The following is a 14,325-nucleotide window of genomic DNA, read 5'->3' on the forward strand; positions in this document are numbered from 1 at the left end:
ATCGCGTCAAGGGCTGCGGCGGTGCGCCGCCCGCCCGGCGGAACGGTGCTACTGGGTGACCACGTACCCCGCGGTGCGCAGCTCACCGGTCACCACCGCGCAGTGTTCCGGCCCCTTGGTCTCCAGGTGCAGGTCGACCTCGACCTCGGTCAGTCCGAGCCTCGGGTCGATCCGCACGTGGGCCACGTCCAGCACGTTGGCGTCCACCCGGGTGAGCACGGCCAGCAGGTCGGCCAGCGACCCCGGCCGGTCCGCCAGCCGCACCCGCAGCGACAGGTAGCGGCCGGCCGCCGCCAGGCCGTGCCGCAGCACCCTCATCATCAGCTGCGGGTCGATGTTCCCGCCGGACAGCACCGCGACCACCGGGCCCTCGAAGCTCTCCGGCCGCTCCAGCAGGGCCGCGATCGGGCTGGCCCCGGCCGGCTCCACGACCAGCTTGAGCCGCTCCAGGCCGACCAGCAGCGCCCGTGACAGCGCGTCTTCGGAGACCGTGCGGACGCCGTCGGCCAGCGTGTTCACCACCTCGAAGGGGATGTCGCCGGGCCGGCCCACCATGATCCCGTCCGCCATCGTGGCGATCCGCGGCAGCGTCACCGGGTGCCCGGCCGCCAGCGACGGCGGGTACGCCGCGGCGCCCGCCGCCTGCACCCCGACCACCCGCACGTCCGGGCGCAGCGGCTTCACGGCCGCCGCGATCCCGGCGATCAGCCCGCCGCCGCCGACGCCGACCAGGATCGTGCGGACCTCCGGGCACTGCTCCAGGATCTCCAGGCCCACCGTGGCCTGGCCGGTGACCACGTCCCAGTGGTCGAAGGGGTGGATGAGGACCGCGCCGGTCGCATCCGCCCAACGCTGCGCCGCCCGCAGCGTCTCGTCGACGGTGGCGCCGTGCAGCCGCACCTCGGCTCCGTAGTCGCGGGTCGCCGCCACCTTGGGCAGCGGGGCGCCGGTCGGCATGAAGACGGTGGCGGGGACGCCGAGCAGCGAGGCGGCGAGCGCCACGCCCTGGGCGTGGTTGCCGGCGCTCGCGGCGACCACCCCGCCGGCCTTCTGCACCGGGGTCAGCCCGGCGATCCGCACGTAGGCGCCGCGCAGCTTGAACGAGCCGGTGCGCTGCAGGTTCTCGCACTTGAGGTGGACGGGCGAGCCCACCAGCGCGGACAGGTACCGGCTCGTCTCCATCGGCGTCACCCGGGCGATCCCGGCCAGCATCTTCTGGGCGCCGCGGACGTCGTCGAGGGTGATCGGCCAGCTGTGCATGCGGATCAGCGTACGGCCGCGGGCGGCCTCCGACCGGCAGCGCCGGGCCTGTTCCCGGGCCGGGCCGTCGCGCGTACGCTGCTGGCTCCGAGCACCCGTACCGCCTCTGGAACGTGAGCCGCGATGACGACCTCCTCGCCCCCGGCCGCCCCCGGCAACGACCCCCTCCACACCCAACTCCACTACCAGGTGGCGGTGTTCGCCCGTCGGCTGGAGCAGGCCCGGTCCGGCGCGGTCGGCTCGCTGGACCGCGCGGCCTACCTGCTGCTGGACGAGCTGCAGCGCCGCGGCCCGGCCAGCGTGAAGACCCTGGCCGCGGCGCTCGGCGTCGACTCCTCCACCGTCACCCGGCAGGCCGCGCCGCTCGTCGAGGCGGACCTGGTCGGCCGGGTCCCGTACCCGGCCGACCGGCGTGCCGTGCACCTCGCGCTGACCCCGCTCGGCGGGCGCCGGCTCGCCGAAGTGCGGGCCGGACGCGAGGAGTTGATGCGCCGCCTGACGGCGGACTGGCCCGCCGACGAGCAGCGGGCCTTCTGCGTCCTGCTGGCCCGCTTCAACGACTCGCTGGAGTCGTACTCGGCGGGCCGGCGGCCCTGACCGGGCCGCGCCCGGCTCAGCCCAGTGCCTGCCGCAGGTCCGCGAGCAGGTCGTCGACCGACTCGATGCCGACCGAGATCCGCACCAGGTCGGCCGGCACCTCCAGCGCCGAACCGGCCACCGAGGCGTGCGTCATCCGGCCCGGGTGCTCGATCAGCGACTCCACGCCGCCCAGCGACTCGCCGAGGGTGAACAGCTGCGCCCGGTTGCAGACCTCGACCGCCGCCTCCTCGCCGCCGTGCACGCGGAAGGAGACCATGCCGCCGAAGGCCTTCATCTGCTTGGCCGCGATGTCGTGACCGGGGTGCTCGGGCAGGCCCGGGTAGAGCACCTGGCTGACCTTCGGGTGGCCGGCGAGCAGCTCGGCGACCTTCTCGGCGTTGGCGCTGTGCCGGTCCATCCGGACGCCCAGGGTCTTGATGCCGCGCAGCACCAGCCAGGCGTCGAACGGGCCGGAGACCGCGCCCATCGCGTTCTGGTGGTACGCGACCTCCTCGCCGAGGCCGGCGTCCGCCAGCACCAGCGCGCCGCCGACCACGTCCGAGTGGCCGCCCATGTACTTGGTGGTGGAGTGCACCACGGCGTCGGCGCCGAGCGCGATCGGCTGCTGCAGGTACGGGCTGGCGAAGGTGTTGTCCACCACCAGCAGGGCGCCGGCGGCGTGCGCCACCTCGGCCAGCGCGGTCAGGTCGGTGATGCCCAGCAGCGGGTTGGACGGGGTCTCCACCCACACCGCGCGGGTGTTCGGGCGGAGCTGGGCGCGGACGTCCGCGAGGTCCTGGGTGTTGGCGACGGAGAACTCCACGCCCCACCGGGTGAGGACCTTGGCGAACAGCCGGAACGTGCCGCCGTAGGCGTCGTTCGGGATCACGATGTGGTCGCCCGGCTTGAGGATCGTGCGCAGCAGGGTGTCCTCGGCCGCGAGGCCGGAGGCGAAGGCGAGGCCGCGGGCGCCGCCCTCGATCGCCGCGAGGCACTCCTCCAGCGCGGTTCTGGTCGGGTTGGCGGAACGGCTGTACTCGTACCCGCCCCGCAGGCCGCCCACCCCGTCCTGCTTGTACGTGGACACCTGGTAGATCGGCGTGACGACGGCCCCGGTCTGGGGGTCTGCTTCCTGACCCGCGTGGATGGCGAGGGTCTCGAAGCCCTGGGGAAGCTGGTGCTCGGTCATGCCTTGAGCCTAGTCCGCGGGGGCCCGGCCGCACGGGCTGAGCGCACGTCCCGCGCCGCGCCGCCGGCGGGAGCCGCCCCGGCCGGGGCCGGCGGGCCCGCCGGCGGCCGTCCCGGGGACGGGGCCCGGCCTGGTAAATCCCTTCGCCGGCGCCCCTTCCGACCGTTACGATCGCGTCCGCACATCCGATCGAGAGATCCGATCGGCCGTCCCCGGGGGGAACCGTAACCGTGGGCACGACCCCACCACCCGCCGCCGGCACCGCAGGACGCGCCGTCCTCGCCGTCTCGCTGCTCGCCGGCTTCTACCTGCTCGCCGCCGCCATCGTGCTCGGCCTGCTCGGCCTCGACGTCGCGCTGTACGCCGGCGTCGGGCACGTCAACCTCGGCCTGCTGAAGATCTGGGCCCTCACCGCCGTCGTCGCCTACCCGGTGCTGCGCGTGGTCTTCCTGACCCGCCGTCCGCGCCAGGACGCCGACGGCGGGCTGCCCCTCACCCGCGAGCAGCAGCCCGCGCTGTGGGCCCGGGTCGACCGGATCGCCGACCTCACCGGCGTCCGCGGACCGGCCACCGTCCGGCTCGTCCCCGAGGTCAACGCCGGCGTCCGCGAGGACACCCGGCTGCTCGGCCTGATCCCCGGCGCGCGCCACCTGGTGATCGGCGCCCCGCTGCTGATCAGCCTCACCGAGGACGAACTGGACTCCGTCCTCGCCCACGAGTTCGGGCACTACAGCAACCGCGACGTCCGCCTGGCCGGCGTCACCGTGGCCGGTCGCAGCGCGATCCTGCACACCATCGGCACCCTCCACCGGCGAGCCGACCGGCACGAGGCCGAGAGGGCCGCCGAGATCGCCGCCAAGGACGCCGCCCGCCTCGCCAAGGGCAGGAAGGCCACCGGCGAGGAGGCCGACGGCGGCGTCCAGCGCGTCCTGGCCAAGGTCTTCACCCTCTACGCCAAGCTCTACTTCCGGGTCTCCGAGGCGGTGAGCCGCCGTCAGGAGTACGCCGCCGACCGGGCGGCCGCCGCCGTCGCCGGCCGGGCCGCGACCGCCTCCGCGCTGCGCCGCATCCCCGCCCTCGACGCCGCCCAGGGCTTCTACCTCGACCGCTACGCCACCCTCGGCTGGGACGCCGGGGCTCTGCCGCCGCCCGGACAGTTCTACGGAGGCCTCGCGCACCTCCTCGCCGACCCGGCACGCCGCCGCGAGCTCGACGAACTCGGCCTGCCCGACGGCGAGCCCGACCCGTACGACTCGCACCCGCCGATCCACCGGCGGATCGCCGCCGTCGAGGCGCTGCCCGAGGACGGCCGGACCGCCGGCGGGGACGGCCCCGCGCTCGCCCTGCTGCACGACCCCGAGCGCACCCTCGCCGCCCTGGAGGCCGCCACCCTGGTGCCGGAGGCCGCCGCCAAGCAGCACCTCGACTGGCCCGACCTGCTCCAGGCCGCCGGGCTGGCGGGCTCCCGCGAGGCCGCCCTGCCGGTGCGGCGGGCGCTCACCGACAGCGGGCTGCCGCCCACCCTGGACGCCCTGCTCGACGCCGTCGACGCGGGCCGCGGCTTCGAGATCGCCGGCCGGCTGCCGCGCAGCGAGCAGTCCGCCGCCGCGACCGGCCGCGCCGCCCGCGAGTTCCTGCGCCCGGTGCTGCGCGCCGCGCTCTCCCGGGCGGCGGTGCTCGACCTCGCCGAGGCCGGCCTCGCGCACTGGGAGTTCTCCTGGTCCGTCCCGGCCGAGCTGCGGCTGCCCGGCGGCCTGGAGGACGGGCTCCCGTCCGCGCTGGACGCGGCCGTCGCCGACACCCCGGACACCGCTCCGCTGCGCGCCCTGCTCGCCGGGGCCGGCCTCGCATCCGCCCCCGCCGTCCCGGCCGCCGACCCGCTGCGGACGTAGCGCCGACCCGGCCCTGCGCCCGCCCCCCCGCCCCGATCCCCCTCGACCGCAAGGACCGCCCCCGCCCCATGGCCCGCCTCATCCTGCTGATCCCGGTGCTGATCTTCGTCGGCGCCAAGCTGGTCACCTGGTACGCCAACCGGCGCACCGCCGAACTGAACCGGCGGATCGCCGACGCCCGAGCCGGTACCGCCCACCTCGACCCGACCGCCTTCGGGCTGCCCGCCCGCACCGAGCTCGACGCCACCCGGAACACCGCCCCGGACGCGTCGGACGAGGCCGCCGCCCGGGCCGCGGCCGCCGCCGGCAGCGGGGACTGGCGCCCGTTCGCGGCCCACCTGGCCGAGGCGGGCGACGACCACGAGCTGCGGCACGTCCGCATCCGCGGCCTCGCCGAGCACGCCGCCGAGGAGGACGGCTGGCTGCGCGCCTGGCGCGCCGAGCGGCCCGACTCGCCGGACGCCGCGATCGTGCACGCCACCGCCCTGGTCGAGCTCGCCTGGAAGGTCCGCAGCTCGCTGCGGGCCTCGGAGGTCAGCCGCGAGCAGTTCGCGGCCTTCCACCGGATCCTGGCCGAGGCCGAGGAGGCCTTCGACCGGGCCGCCGAACTCGCCCCCGGCGACCCGGCGCCGTGGGCGGAGCGGATCCCGGTCGCGATGGGCCTCGGCTGGGACCACGAGCGGTTCGGGCAGCTCTGGCAGGAGGTCGTCCGGCGCTCGCCGCACCTGTTCACCGCGCACCTCAACGCCCTGCAGTACTGGTGCGCCAAGTGGCGCGGCTCGCACGAGCTGATGACGGACTTCGCCGAACGCGCCGCCGCCGCAGCGCCCCCGGAGAGCCTGCTCGCCGGTCTGCCGCTGCTGGCGGTGCACGAACGGGAGATCACCCAGGACACCTACGCGGCCTGGCGCACCCCCGCGGCCCGGGCCGCCGCGGACCGGCTGCTCGCCGCGCTGGAGACGGTGCCCGCGGACGACCGCCGCGTCCCGAAGATGCGCCACCTGCTCGCGTACGCACTGACCTTCGACGAGCGGTACGCCGAGGCCGTCGGGCAGTTCCGGCTGGCCGGCCGGTACATCGGCTGCCAGCCGTGGTCCTACAGCGGCGACCCGGTCGCCCGGTTCTCCGAGGTCCGCAACCGCGCCCTGGTCGGCTGGGAGAAGGCCGGCCGGCCCGCCCCGACCGCCGCCGGGGTCCGCGGCGGCACTGTCGGAGCCGCCTGACAGGATGCGCGGGTGCCAGACACCCGTACACCGGTCCGCCCCGACTTCCGGGGCGACTTCGAGATCCACCTGACCGTCGCCCCGCAGCTGGGCCGGGCGCTCGCCGCCTGGGCCGCGGGGCGCGGTCTCAAGGTCGTCGACATCGAGCTCGCCCGGGGGGCCGTCCCCCGGCAGCCGATGCTCACCCTGACCGTCTCCGGCCCGCTCGCCGAGGCCGAGGCGCTCGCCGCGCGGACGGCCGCCGACGCCGGCTCGGCCGGCTTCCCCGTGCTCCGCACCAAGATCGAGGCGGCGCCGTGGACGACGGGCGTCCCCGCCACGGACGGTCAGGCCGAGGCCCTCGGACCGGCGTACTACTTCGAACACCACGTCAAACTGCTGCTGGACGCGCCGCCCGGACCCGGGCTGGCCGCCGCCGCCGAGCGCCACGACGCCCACCTGTCCCGCAACGCCCGCCGCACCCGGCCCGACGGACAGGTCGAGTTCTTCGTCACCCAGCGCTGCCGCCTGGTCGGCGCGGACACCGCCGGCCGCCGCCTGGACGCCCTGCTCGCCGACCTCGCCGACCACCGGATCGCCTCCGTCGAGCGGGAGTTCGCCGTGCTCGACACCGCCGAGTCGCTGGACGCCGGCTGGATCGCGGAAGCCCGCTCAGCGGAAGCCCACCCCTCCCCGGACACCGGTGAAAGGACCGCCCGATGACCAACTCCTCCTGGCAGGACCTCGGATACGGCCCCTGGAGCGAGCAGCTCAGCCTGCCGCACATGCGCCCCACCGACAGCGAACTCACCGAGCTCGAACTCCCGCGCTCGATCCGCCCGGTGGCCGGCGAGGGCGTCGTCCAGCGGGCGGTCTTCGACCCCTCGCTGCGCGGCTACGTCAAGGCGATGCGGGCCGGCGACCCGGAGTTCGCGGACGCGGCCACCGGCGCCCGCTGGTACGCCGCCCGGCGGGAGGCCCTGGACACCGTGCTCGCCGCCGTCGCCGCCTCCCCGTGGGCCGGTCACCTGGTGCTGCGCGGATCGGTGCTGCTCACCGCCTGGTTCGGGGCGGACGCGCGCGAACCCGGCGACCTCGACTTCATCGTCACGCCGACCGACTGGGAGCTCGACGACCCTCGGACCGACGGCCTGCTCACCGGGCTGGCGGCCGCCGCCGAACGGCTCTCCGGCACCGTCCGGCTGCACGCCGACCGAGCCGTCCGGGACGAGATCTGGACGTACGACCGCGTCCCGGGGCGCCGCCTCGTCCTGCCGTGGAGCGCTGACGGCCTGCCCGAGGGCACCGTCCAGCTGGACTTCGTCTTCACCGAGCCGCTGGCCACCGAGCCCGTCCGCACCGCCGTGCCTCCGCTCTCCGGCCCCGGCACGCCCGCCGAACTGCGCACCGCCGACCGCGAGCTCTCGCTCGCCTGGAAGATCCTCTGGCTGGTCAACGACGGCTTCGCCCAGGGCAAGGACCTGTACGACGCCGTCCTGCTCGCCGAATCCGCCCCGCTCCGCTACGAGCTGCTGCGGGACGTCTTCCTCACGTCCCACCCGTGGTGGGCCACCCGGCCGCTGGTCACCGATGACGTCGCCGAGCCGCTGGAGCGCGTCGAGTGGGACGAGTTCCGCAAGGAGCACCCGCAGGTCGGCACCGCCGAGGAGTACGGCGAGCGGCTGCTCGCCGCCCTCGCCCCGACCTTCGGCGGCCGCAGCGAGGAGGAGCTCCGCGCAGTGTGGCTGCCGCCGGAGTCCACCACGGAATCCGACGGCACCGGCGAGCGTTGAACCCACCGCACACCCGACCCGCCGGACACCTGGAGCAGGCCTTGCTGTTCAACCGCCACAAGAGCGCTCTCGTCACCGCCGACCAGGCGCTGCCCGGCCGCACCACCCCGCCGTTCACCGTCTCCGACCTGCACACCGTCCTCGGCACCCCGCTCACCGGCCCCTACCCGGAGGGCCTGGAGACCGCCGACTTCGGCCTCGGCTGCTTCTGGGGCGCCGAGCGCGCCTTCTGGCAGCTGCCGGGCGTCTGGACGACGCTGGTCGGCTACCAGGGCGGGCACACCGAGAACCCGACGTACGAGGAGGTCTGCAGCGGGCTGACCGGCCACACCGAGGCCGTCCGCGTCGTGTTCGACCCGGACCGGATCTCCTACGGGACGCTGCTGAAGACCTTCTGGGAGGCGCACGACCCGACCCAGGGCTTCCGGCAGGGCAACGACGTCGGCACCCAGTACCGCTCGGCGGTCTACACCCACTCGCCGGCCCAGCAGGCCGCCGCCGAGGCCTCCAGGGACGCCTTCCAGCCCGAGCTCACCGCCCTCGGCTTCGGCGCGATCACCACCGAGATCGCCCCCGCCGCCGCCTTCTACCCGGCCGAGCCCTACCACCAGCAGTACCTCTCCGAGGCCAAGAACCCCAACGGCTACTGCGGCCTCGGCGGCACCGGCGCCTCCTGCCCGATCGGCGTCGCACGGACCAACGGCTGACGGTCCGGCGGGTGAGGGCGGTGCCGCGCGGCGGCACCGCCCTCACGGCTGTGCGGGGCCGGTAGCCGCCTCCGTGGCAGACCGTGGGCGGGCGGCGGAGACTGGGGGTGTCGGCGGGGTGGCCCGGGTGGCCGCGGTGGGCGGCGGACCGGGTGGGCCGCCCCCGTTCGGAGGAGATGCGCGATGGCCGGTCTTGTCCGCATGAGCCTGGACTCGCCCGAGGAGGTCCGTCCGTTCGAGGACGGCCGCGGCCGCATGGAGCTGGTCAACCGGGAGGGCGGCGGTGTGGGCCGCGGCACCTTCGAACCCGGCTGGCAGTGGTCGAAGCACGTCAAGCCGATCGCCGGCACGGAGAGCTGCCGGGCCTCCCACACGGGGTACGTGGTCTCCGGCCGGATGAAGGTCGTGATGGACGACGGGCAGGAGGAGGAGTTCGGCCCGGGCGACTTCATGGTCTGCCCGCCGGGGCACGACGCGTGGGTGCTCGGCGACGAGGCGTGCGTGATCATCGACTGGCAGGGCTTCGCCGACTACGCCAAGCGGTCCTGACGGCCGGACCGGTCCCGCCGGCACGGCGCCCCGCGGGTCACCGTGCCGGCGGGCGGGTCAGACCGCGCTGCCGGCCTTCCAGGCGGCCCAGCTCAGGTTCCAGCCGCTGAGGCCGTTGGCCGGGTCCACCGTGCGGTCGCCGGAGTTGACCACCTCGACCACGTCGCCGACCAGCGACTCCTTGAAGAAGACGGCACCGTCGGTCTGCGGGTCGCCCGCGCCCTTGACGTCGCGCAGCGCGATGCAGCCGTGGCTGAGGTTCTGCGCCCCGAAGGCGCCCTGCGGCGACCAGTAGTTGCCGTGGATGAAGGTGCCCGAGCTGGTGAGGCGCTGGGCGTGCGGCACGTCCGGGATGTTGTACTCGTCGCCGAGGCCGACGGTCTGGGAGTCCATCTTGGTCTGCAGGTACTGCTCGGCGATGACGAGCTTGCCGCCCCACGTCCGGGTGGCGGGGGCGCCGCCGATGATCGGGTAGGTCGCGGTGACCACGCCGTCGGTGGTGACGGTGAGGGTGTCGGCGGAGAGGTCGGCGACGCTGGTGCGGCTGCGGCCGACGGTGAAGCTCACGTCCTTGGACTGGGTGCCGTAGACGCCGTCGGCGCCCTCGACGTCCTTGAGCCGCAGGCTGAGCGTGACGACCGTGCCCTTGGCCCAGTACTCCTGCGGCCGGAAGTCGAGCCGGGTGCTGGAGAACCAGTGGCCGACGATCTCGACGCCGGGCCGGGCGGTGACGGTGATCGCGTCCTGGACGGCCTTCCGGTCGGTGATCGGCCGGCTGAAGTTGATCGAGACGGGCATGCCGACGCCGACGGTGGCGCCGTTCTCCGGGGTGAAGTGGCCGACGAAGGTGTGGGCGGGGGCCGCGGTGGCGAAGGCCGCGTGCGCGTCGGACTCCAGCTCGTCCGGGTCGGTGGCGGCGACGGCCACGGTGTAGCGGGTGCCGCTGGCGAGCGGGTCGGTGGAGACCCAGCCGTGCCGGTCGGCGGAGAGGGTTCCGGCGACCGCCCGGCCCTTCTCGTCGGTCGCGGTGACGGAGGTCAGGGTGCCCCCGGTGACGGCGACCTTGATCGGCCGGGTGAAGGGGGCCGCGGTGGCGCCGTCGGCGGGGGTGACGGTTATTCGGGCGGTCGAGGTCCTCGGGGTGTCGGCGCCCTTGGTGGTGGCCGCACCGGACTGCGCTCCGCCGGCTGCCCCGGCCTTCCCGGACGCACCGCCGCCGGTGTCCCCGTTGCAGGCCGCGACCAGCAGGGCCGGGGCAGCGAGCAGGCCGCCCAGGACACCGCGCCGGGTCCAGTTGCTGCTCCCGGCCTGGCGGTTCTCGGGTGCCGTCACGTGGTTCTCCCTGCTGCTCGGCGGCGCGCCCGGCGCCCGGTACGGATCGTGAGCACGGCACAACGGGGCGAATACACCCGTTCGGCGCACATGTTCCAGATCGTACGAGAGTACTTGTCATACCTCCATATCGGACAAAAGGCCCGGTCCGGAGGGGTCCGGACCGGGCCTTCTGCCGTACGGCGGTGCCGCGCGGGCGCGACGGGGCTACTCGACGCTGTACTCGTCCCAGCTCTCCTCGTCCGGGTCGAAGTCGGTGTGCGCCGACTCCCAGGTGGCCGAGGTCAGCTCGATGCCGGGGACGTCGCCGAGCAGCGCGACCGGGTCGATGAAGTGGGCGAGCGAGCCGGACGGGTCCACCTCGATGGCCTCGACGGACTGGGCGCGCTCCTCGTCGTCGAGGTACTCGTCGTTCTCGACCTGGGCGAGGGCGGCGGTCTTGAGGGCCTGCTCGTCGGTGATCTCGGCGATGAGCTCGATCTTGAGCCGTACGTAACGCGGTGCGTCCTGCGCGGGCTGGTCAGTGCTGGTCATGGCGGCGAGCCTAGGTCAGCGGACGGGCGGACCCAAACCGGTGCGCCGGAACGCGCGGACGGGCCGCGGCGGAGAACACGGCAGGGCCGGTCCCCGTCCGGGGACCGGCCCTGCCGCCTCCGCCGGCGCTCCCCCACCCGGGAGCCGCGGAGACGCGCCTCTCGGCGCGATGGGTGCCGCGGGGGCCGCCGCACCCTGTTGATCGGTCGGAACCGAACAGGGGCGGGACGACGGCAACCCCCGCGGGCGGGACACGGAGGGCCGGGTCAGGGCCGACCGACGTGTCCGTGGTGACTGCGGGACCGGGGAGCCGCTCCCGGCCTCCGCTGCCACCATGCTCGGCGTCTTGCCGTTGACCAATACGATGCAGGACCGTTGTTAACGGCCTGATGCGCCGAGGTGACGTCGGTGTACCAACTGGCGGGACGAGGCCGCTTCACCCGGTCGGCCCACCGGGCCCGGTGACACGGGGTCAGTGACCGGCCCGGCTGGTGAGGAAGGCCAGCAGGTCCTGCCGGGTGACGATGCCCTGCGGCTTGCCCTCGACCAGCACGACCACCGCGTCGGCCTTCTCCAGCACCGTCATCAGGTTGGTCACCGACTCGCCGGAGCCGACCACCGGCAGCGGCTTGGACATCACCTTGTCCAGGGTGTCGGCCAGCTTGATCTGCTGCGAGAAGAGGCCCTCCAGCAGCTCCCGCTCGACGATCGAGCCGATCACCTCACCGGCCATCACGTCGGGGTGGCCGGCGCCCGGCGAGACGATCGGCATCTGGGAGACGCCGAAGTCGCGCAGTACCTGGACGGCCTCGGCGACGGTCTCGTTGGGGTGCATGTGGACGAACTGCGGGATGCCCTCGTGCTCCAGGGCGTCCTTGCGGGCCAGCACCTCGCCGATGTGCGCCTCGTCGGTGGCGGTGGGCAGGAAGCCGTAGTCGGCCATCCAGTCGTCGTTGAAGATCTTCGAGAGGTAGCCGCGGCCGCCGTCCGGCAGCAGCACGACGACCACGTCGTCCGGGCCGAGCCGCTTGGCGACCTCCAGGGCGGCGGCCACGGCCATGCCGCAGGAGCCGCCGACCAGCAGGCCCTCCTCCTTGGCGAGGCGGCGGGTCATCTGGAAGGAGTCCTTGTCGGACACGGCCACGATCTCGTCCGCGACGGTGCGGTCGTAGGCGGTGGGCCAGAAGTCCTCACCGACGCCCTCGACCAGGTACGGACGGCCGGTGCCGCCGGAGTACACCGAGCCCTCGGGGTCGGCGCCGATGACCTGGACCTTGCCGTCGGAGACGTCCTTCAGGTACCGGCCGGTGCCGGAGATGGTGCCGCCGGTGCCGACGCCCGCGACGAAGTGGGTGATCCTGCCGTCCGTCTGCTCCCACAGCTCCGGACCGGTGGAGTGGTAGTGCGAGGCCGGGTTGTCCGGGTTGGAGTACTGGTCCGGCTTCCAGGCGTTCGGGGTCTCGCGCACCAGCCGGTCGGAGACGTTGTAGTACGAGTCGGGGTGCTCGGGCGCCACGGCGGTCGGGCAGACGACCACCTCGGCGCCGTAGGCGCGCAGCGTGTTGATCTTGTCCGTGGACACCTTGTCCGGGCAGACGAAGATGCACTTGTAGCCCTTCTGCTGGGCCACGATCGCCAGGCCGACACCGGTGTTGCCGGAGGTCGGCTCGACGATGGTGCCGCCGGGCTTGAGCGCACCCGAGGCCTCGGCGGCCTCGACCATGCGCAGCGCGATCCGGTCCTTCACGCTGCCGCCCGGGTTGAAGTACTCGACCTTCGCGAGCACGGTGGCGCTGATGCCCTCGGTGACCTTGTTCAGCTTCACCAGCGGCGTGTCGCCGACCAGCTCGATGATCGAATTGCTGTACCGCACGGGGGTCCTCCCGATAGTGGCGCGTGTGACTGTGGGTGTCTAAAGGGTATGGCCACGGATGGCCGACGGCCGCCGATAGCGGCACGGCCGAGAGGGGTACTACCGGGTTACGAGGACTCTGGAAGACCGCACAAGGGGGTGCAGGATGCCAGGGGCACAGGCGTCGAGGGCCAGGGTGGCCCGCCGGATCGCGACGGCGGCCGCGTACGGCGGCGGCGGGATCGGGCTGCTGGGCGTGGGGCTCGCCGGACTGCTGCTGACCGAGAGCAGGATGGCGATCCGGGCGATCGGGCTGCTGGACGGCGATCCGCCGCGCGCGGACGGCGTGTACGGCGACGCCTTCACCGACGCCGGGACGATCGCCCCGCCCTCGGACGAGCCCCCGCTGGTGCTCGCCTTCCTCGGCGACTCGACGGCGGCGGGGCTCGGTGTGAACCGCGGCCGGGAGACCCCGGGCGCGCTGCTGGCCTCGGGGCTGGCCTCGGTCGCCGAGCGCCGGGTGCGGCTGGTGAACGTCGCCAAGTCGGGGGCGCGCTCGGAGGACCTGGTGGACCAGGCGGCGCTCGCGCTGCCGCACCGGCCCCAGCTCGCGGTGATCATGATCGGCGCCAACGACGTGACCCGGCACAGCCCGGCGGCGCAGTGCGTGCGGCAGCTGGGCGACGCCGTGCGGATCCTGCGGTCGATCGGGTGCGAGGTGGTGGTCGGCACCTGCCCGGATCTCGGCACCATCAAGCCGGTGCGGCCGCCGCTGCGCTGGGTGGCCCGGCGCCTCAGCCGGCAGCTGGCCGCGGCGCAGACGATCGCCGTGGTGGAGGCCGGCGGGCGGACGGTGTCGCTGGGCTCCCTGCTCGGACCGGAGTTCGCGACCCGGCCGGAGCTGTTCGCGGCCGACCGCTACCACCCGTCGGCCCAGGGCTACGCGACCGCGGCGATGGCGATGCTGCCCTCGCTGTGCGCGTCGATGGACCTGTGGCCCGGCGAGGAGGACACCGCCGCCGAGCCGCCGGCCGCGCAGGCGGTGCTGCCGGTCGAGGTGGCGGCCGCGGCCGCGGCGGGCCGCTCGGGCACCGAGGTCGCGGCGGCCGGCACCGGGCCCGCGGCCCGGCGCTGGGCGCTGATGCGGCACCGGTTGAGGCTCGGTCTGCCGGGCACACCGGAGCCCGAGGCGGCGTCGGCCAGCTCACACCCGGGATCGGGTGACGCCGGGGCTACTAAGCGGTAATTTTCCTCCCGAGTGTCGTTGGGAGCCGATACGCGCCCTCAAGTGAATGCTCGCTAGCCGGCCGACCCGCGAGGAGCCCACCATGCCCGAAGCCGTCATCGTCAGCGCCGCCCGTTCGCCGATCGGCCGGGCCTTCAAGGGCTCGCTGAAGGACGTCCGCCCGGACGACCTCACGTCCCAGATCATCGCC

13 protein-coding genes are annotated in these 14,325 nt (G+C 74.4%); 8 read left to right on the forward strand and 5 right to left on the reverse strand.

The genetic code is table 11. From position 1 onward, the window contains the following. Positions 1 to 48: 48 nt before the first annotated feature. The gene (gene ilvA, locus IE98_RS0127975) at positions 49 to 1,260 is read right to left on the reverse strand and encodes a threonine ammonia-lyase (RefSeq protein ID WP_030273648.1); all 1,212 of its coding nucleotides are present in this window, start codon (positions 1,258 to 1,260) and stop codon (positions 49 to 51) included. Between the two features lie 123 nt (positions 1,261 to 1,383). Between ilvA and IE98_RS0127980 the strand changes: the two genes are divergently transcribed. Then, the gene (locus IE98_RS0127980; protein ID WP_030273650.1) at positions 1,384 to 1,857 is read left to right on the forward strand and encodes a MarR family winged helix-turn-helix transcriptional regulator; all 474 of its coding nucleotides are present in this window, start codon (positions 1,384 to 1,386) and stop codon (positions 1,855 to 1,857) included. 16 nt (positions 1,858 to 1,873) lie between these two features. Here the strand turns inward: IE98_RS0127980 and IE98_RS0127985 are convergent, their stop codons facing one another. After that, a complete protein-coding gene (locus IE98_RS0127985) occupies positions 1,874 to 3,028 on the reverse strand; it encodes a cystathionine gamma-synthase (RefSeq protein ID WP_030273652.1) in 1,155 nt (384 codons plus the stop codon). Positions 3,029 to 3,258: 230 nt separating this feature from the next. Here IE98_RS0127985 and IE98_RS0127990 point away from each other — a divergent pair, with 230 nt between their 5' ends. The 6 genes from IE98_RS0127990 (at position 3,259) to IE98_RS0128015 (ending at position 9,171) form a co-directional block, all read left to right on the forward strand. Beyond that, positions 3,259 to 4,920, forward strand: a complete 1,662-nt coding sequence (locus IE98_RS0127990) for a M48 family metallopeptidase (protein ID WP_052391060.1) — start codon at positions 3,259 to 3,261, stop codon at positions 4,918 to 4,920. A gap of 68 nt (positions 4,921 to 4,988) precedes the next feature. After that, positions 4,989 to 6,143: a DUF4034 domain-containing protein gene (locus IE98_RS43205; protein ID WP_052391061.1), complete on the forward strand. Its 1,155-nt coding sequence runs from the start codon at positions 4,989 to 4,991 to the stop codon at positions 6,141 to 6,143. A 12-nt stretch (positions 6,144 to 6,155) separates the two neighbouring features. After that, on the forward strand, positions 6,156 to 6,845 hold the full coding sequence (locus IE98_RS0128000) for a hypothetical protein (RefSeq protein ID WP_052391062.1): 690 nt from the start codon (positions 6,156 to 6,158) through the stop codon (positions 6,843 to 6,845). Next, positions 6,842 to 7,915 (forward strand): nucleotidyl transferase AbiEii/AbiGii toxin family protein, encoded by a 1,074-nt coding sequence (locus IE98_RS0128005; RefSeq protein ID WP_063749016.1) that lies wholly within the window; start codon positions 6,842 to 6,844, stop codon positions 7,913 to 7,915. The genes IE98_RS0128000 and IE98_RS0128005 overlap by 4 nt, the downstream gene beginning before the upstream one ends. Positions 7,916 to 7,956: 41 nt before the next feature. After that, on the forward strand, positions 7,957 to 8,622 hold the full coding sequence (gene msrA / locus IE98_RS0128010) for a peptide-methionine (S)-S-oxide reductase MsrA (protein ID WP_030273662.1): 666 nt from the start codon (positions 7,957 to 7,959) through the stop codon (positions 8,620 to 8,622). 183 nt (positions 8,623 to 8,805) lie between these two features. Further along, positions 8,806 to 9,171: a cupin domain-containing protein gene (locus IE98_RS0128015; RefSeq protein ID WP_030273664.1), complete on the forward strand. Its 366-nt coding sequence runs from the start codon at positions 8,806 to 8,808 to the stop codon at positions 9,169 to 9,171. 57 nt (positions 9,172 to 9,228) lie between these two features. Here the strand turns inward: IE98_RS0128015 and IE98_RS0128020 are convergent, their stop codons facing one another. The 3 genes from IE98_RS0128020 to IE98_RS0128030 form a co-directional block, all read right to left on the reverse strand. Then, the gene (locus IE98_RS0128020) at positions 9,229 to 10,503 is read right to left on the reverse strand and encodes a L,D-transpeptidase family protein (protein WP_030273666.1); all 1,275 of its coding nucleotides are present in this window, start codon (positions 10,501 to 10,503) and stop codon (positions 9,229 to 9,231) included. Between the two features lie 207 nt (positions 10,504 to 10,710). Beyond that, positions 10,711 to 11,037 carry a hypothetical protein gene (locus IE98_RS0128025; protein ID WP_030273668.1) on the reverse strand — a complete coding sequence of 109 codons (327 nt, stop codon included), beginning with the start codon at positions 11,035 to 11,037 and terminating at the stop codon, positions 10,711 to 10,713. 472 nt (positions 11,038 to 11,509) lie between these two features. Further along, positions 11,510 to 12,910 (reverse strand): cystathionine beta-synthase, encoded by a 1,401-nt coding sequence (locus IE98_RS0128030; RefSeq protein ID WP_030273670.1) that lies wholly within the window; start codon positions 12,908 to 12,910, stop codon positions 11,510 to 11,512. A 145-nt stretch (positions 12,911 to 13,055) separates the two neighbouring features. Here IE98_RS0128030 and IE98_RS0128035 point away from each other — a divergent pair, with 145 nt between their 5' ends. Next, the gene (locus IE98_RS0128035; protein ID WP_030273672.1) at positions 13,056 to 14,135 is read left to right on the forward strand and encodes an SGNH/GDSL hydrolase family protein; all 1,080 of its coding nucleotides are present in this window, start codon (positions 13,056 to 13,058) and stop codon (positions 14,133 to 14,135) included. Positions 14,136 to 14,325: the final 190 nt, after the last annotated feature.

Origin of the sequence: Streptomyces sp. NRRL B-24484 (genome assembly GCF_000717715.1) — a bacterium.
Classification (GTDB): Bacteria; Actinomycetota; Actinomycetes; order Streptomycetales; family Streptomycetaceae; genus Kitasatospora.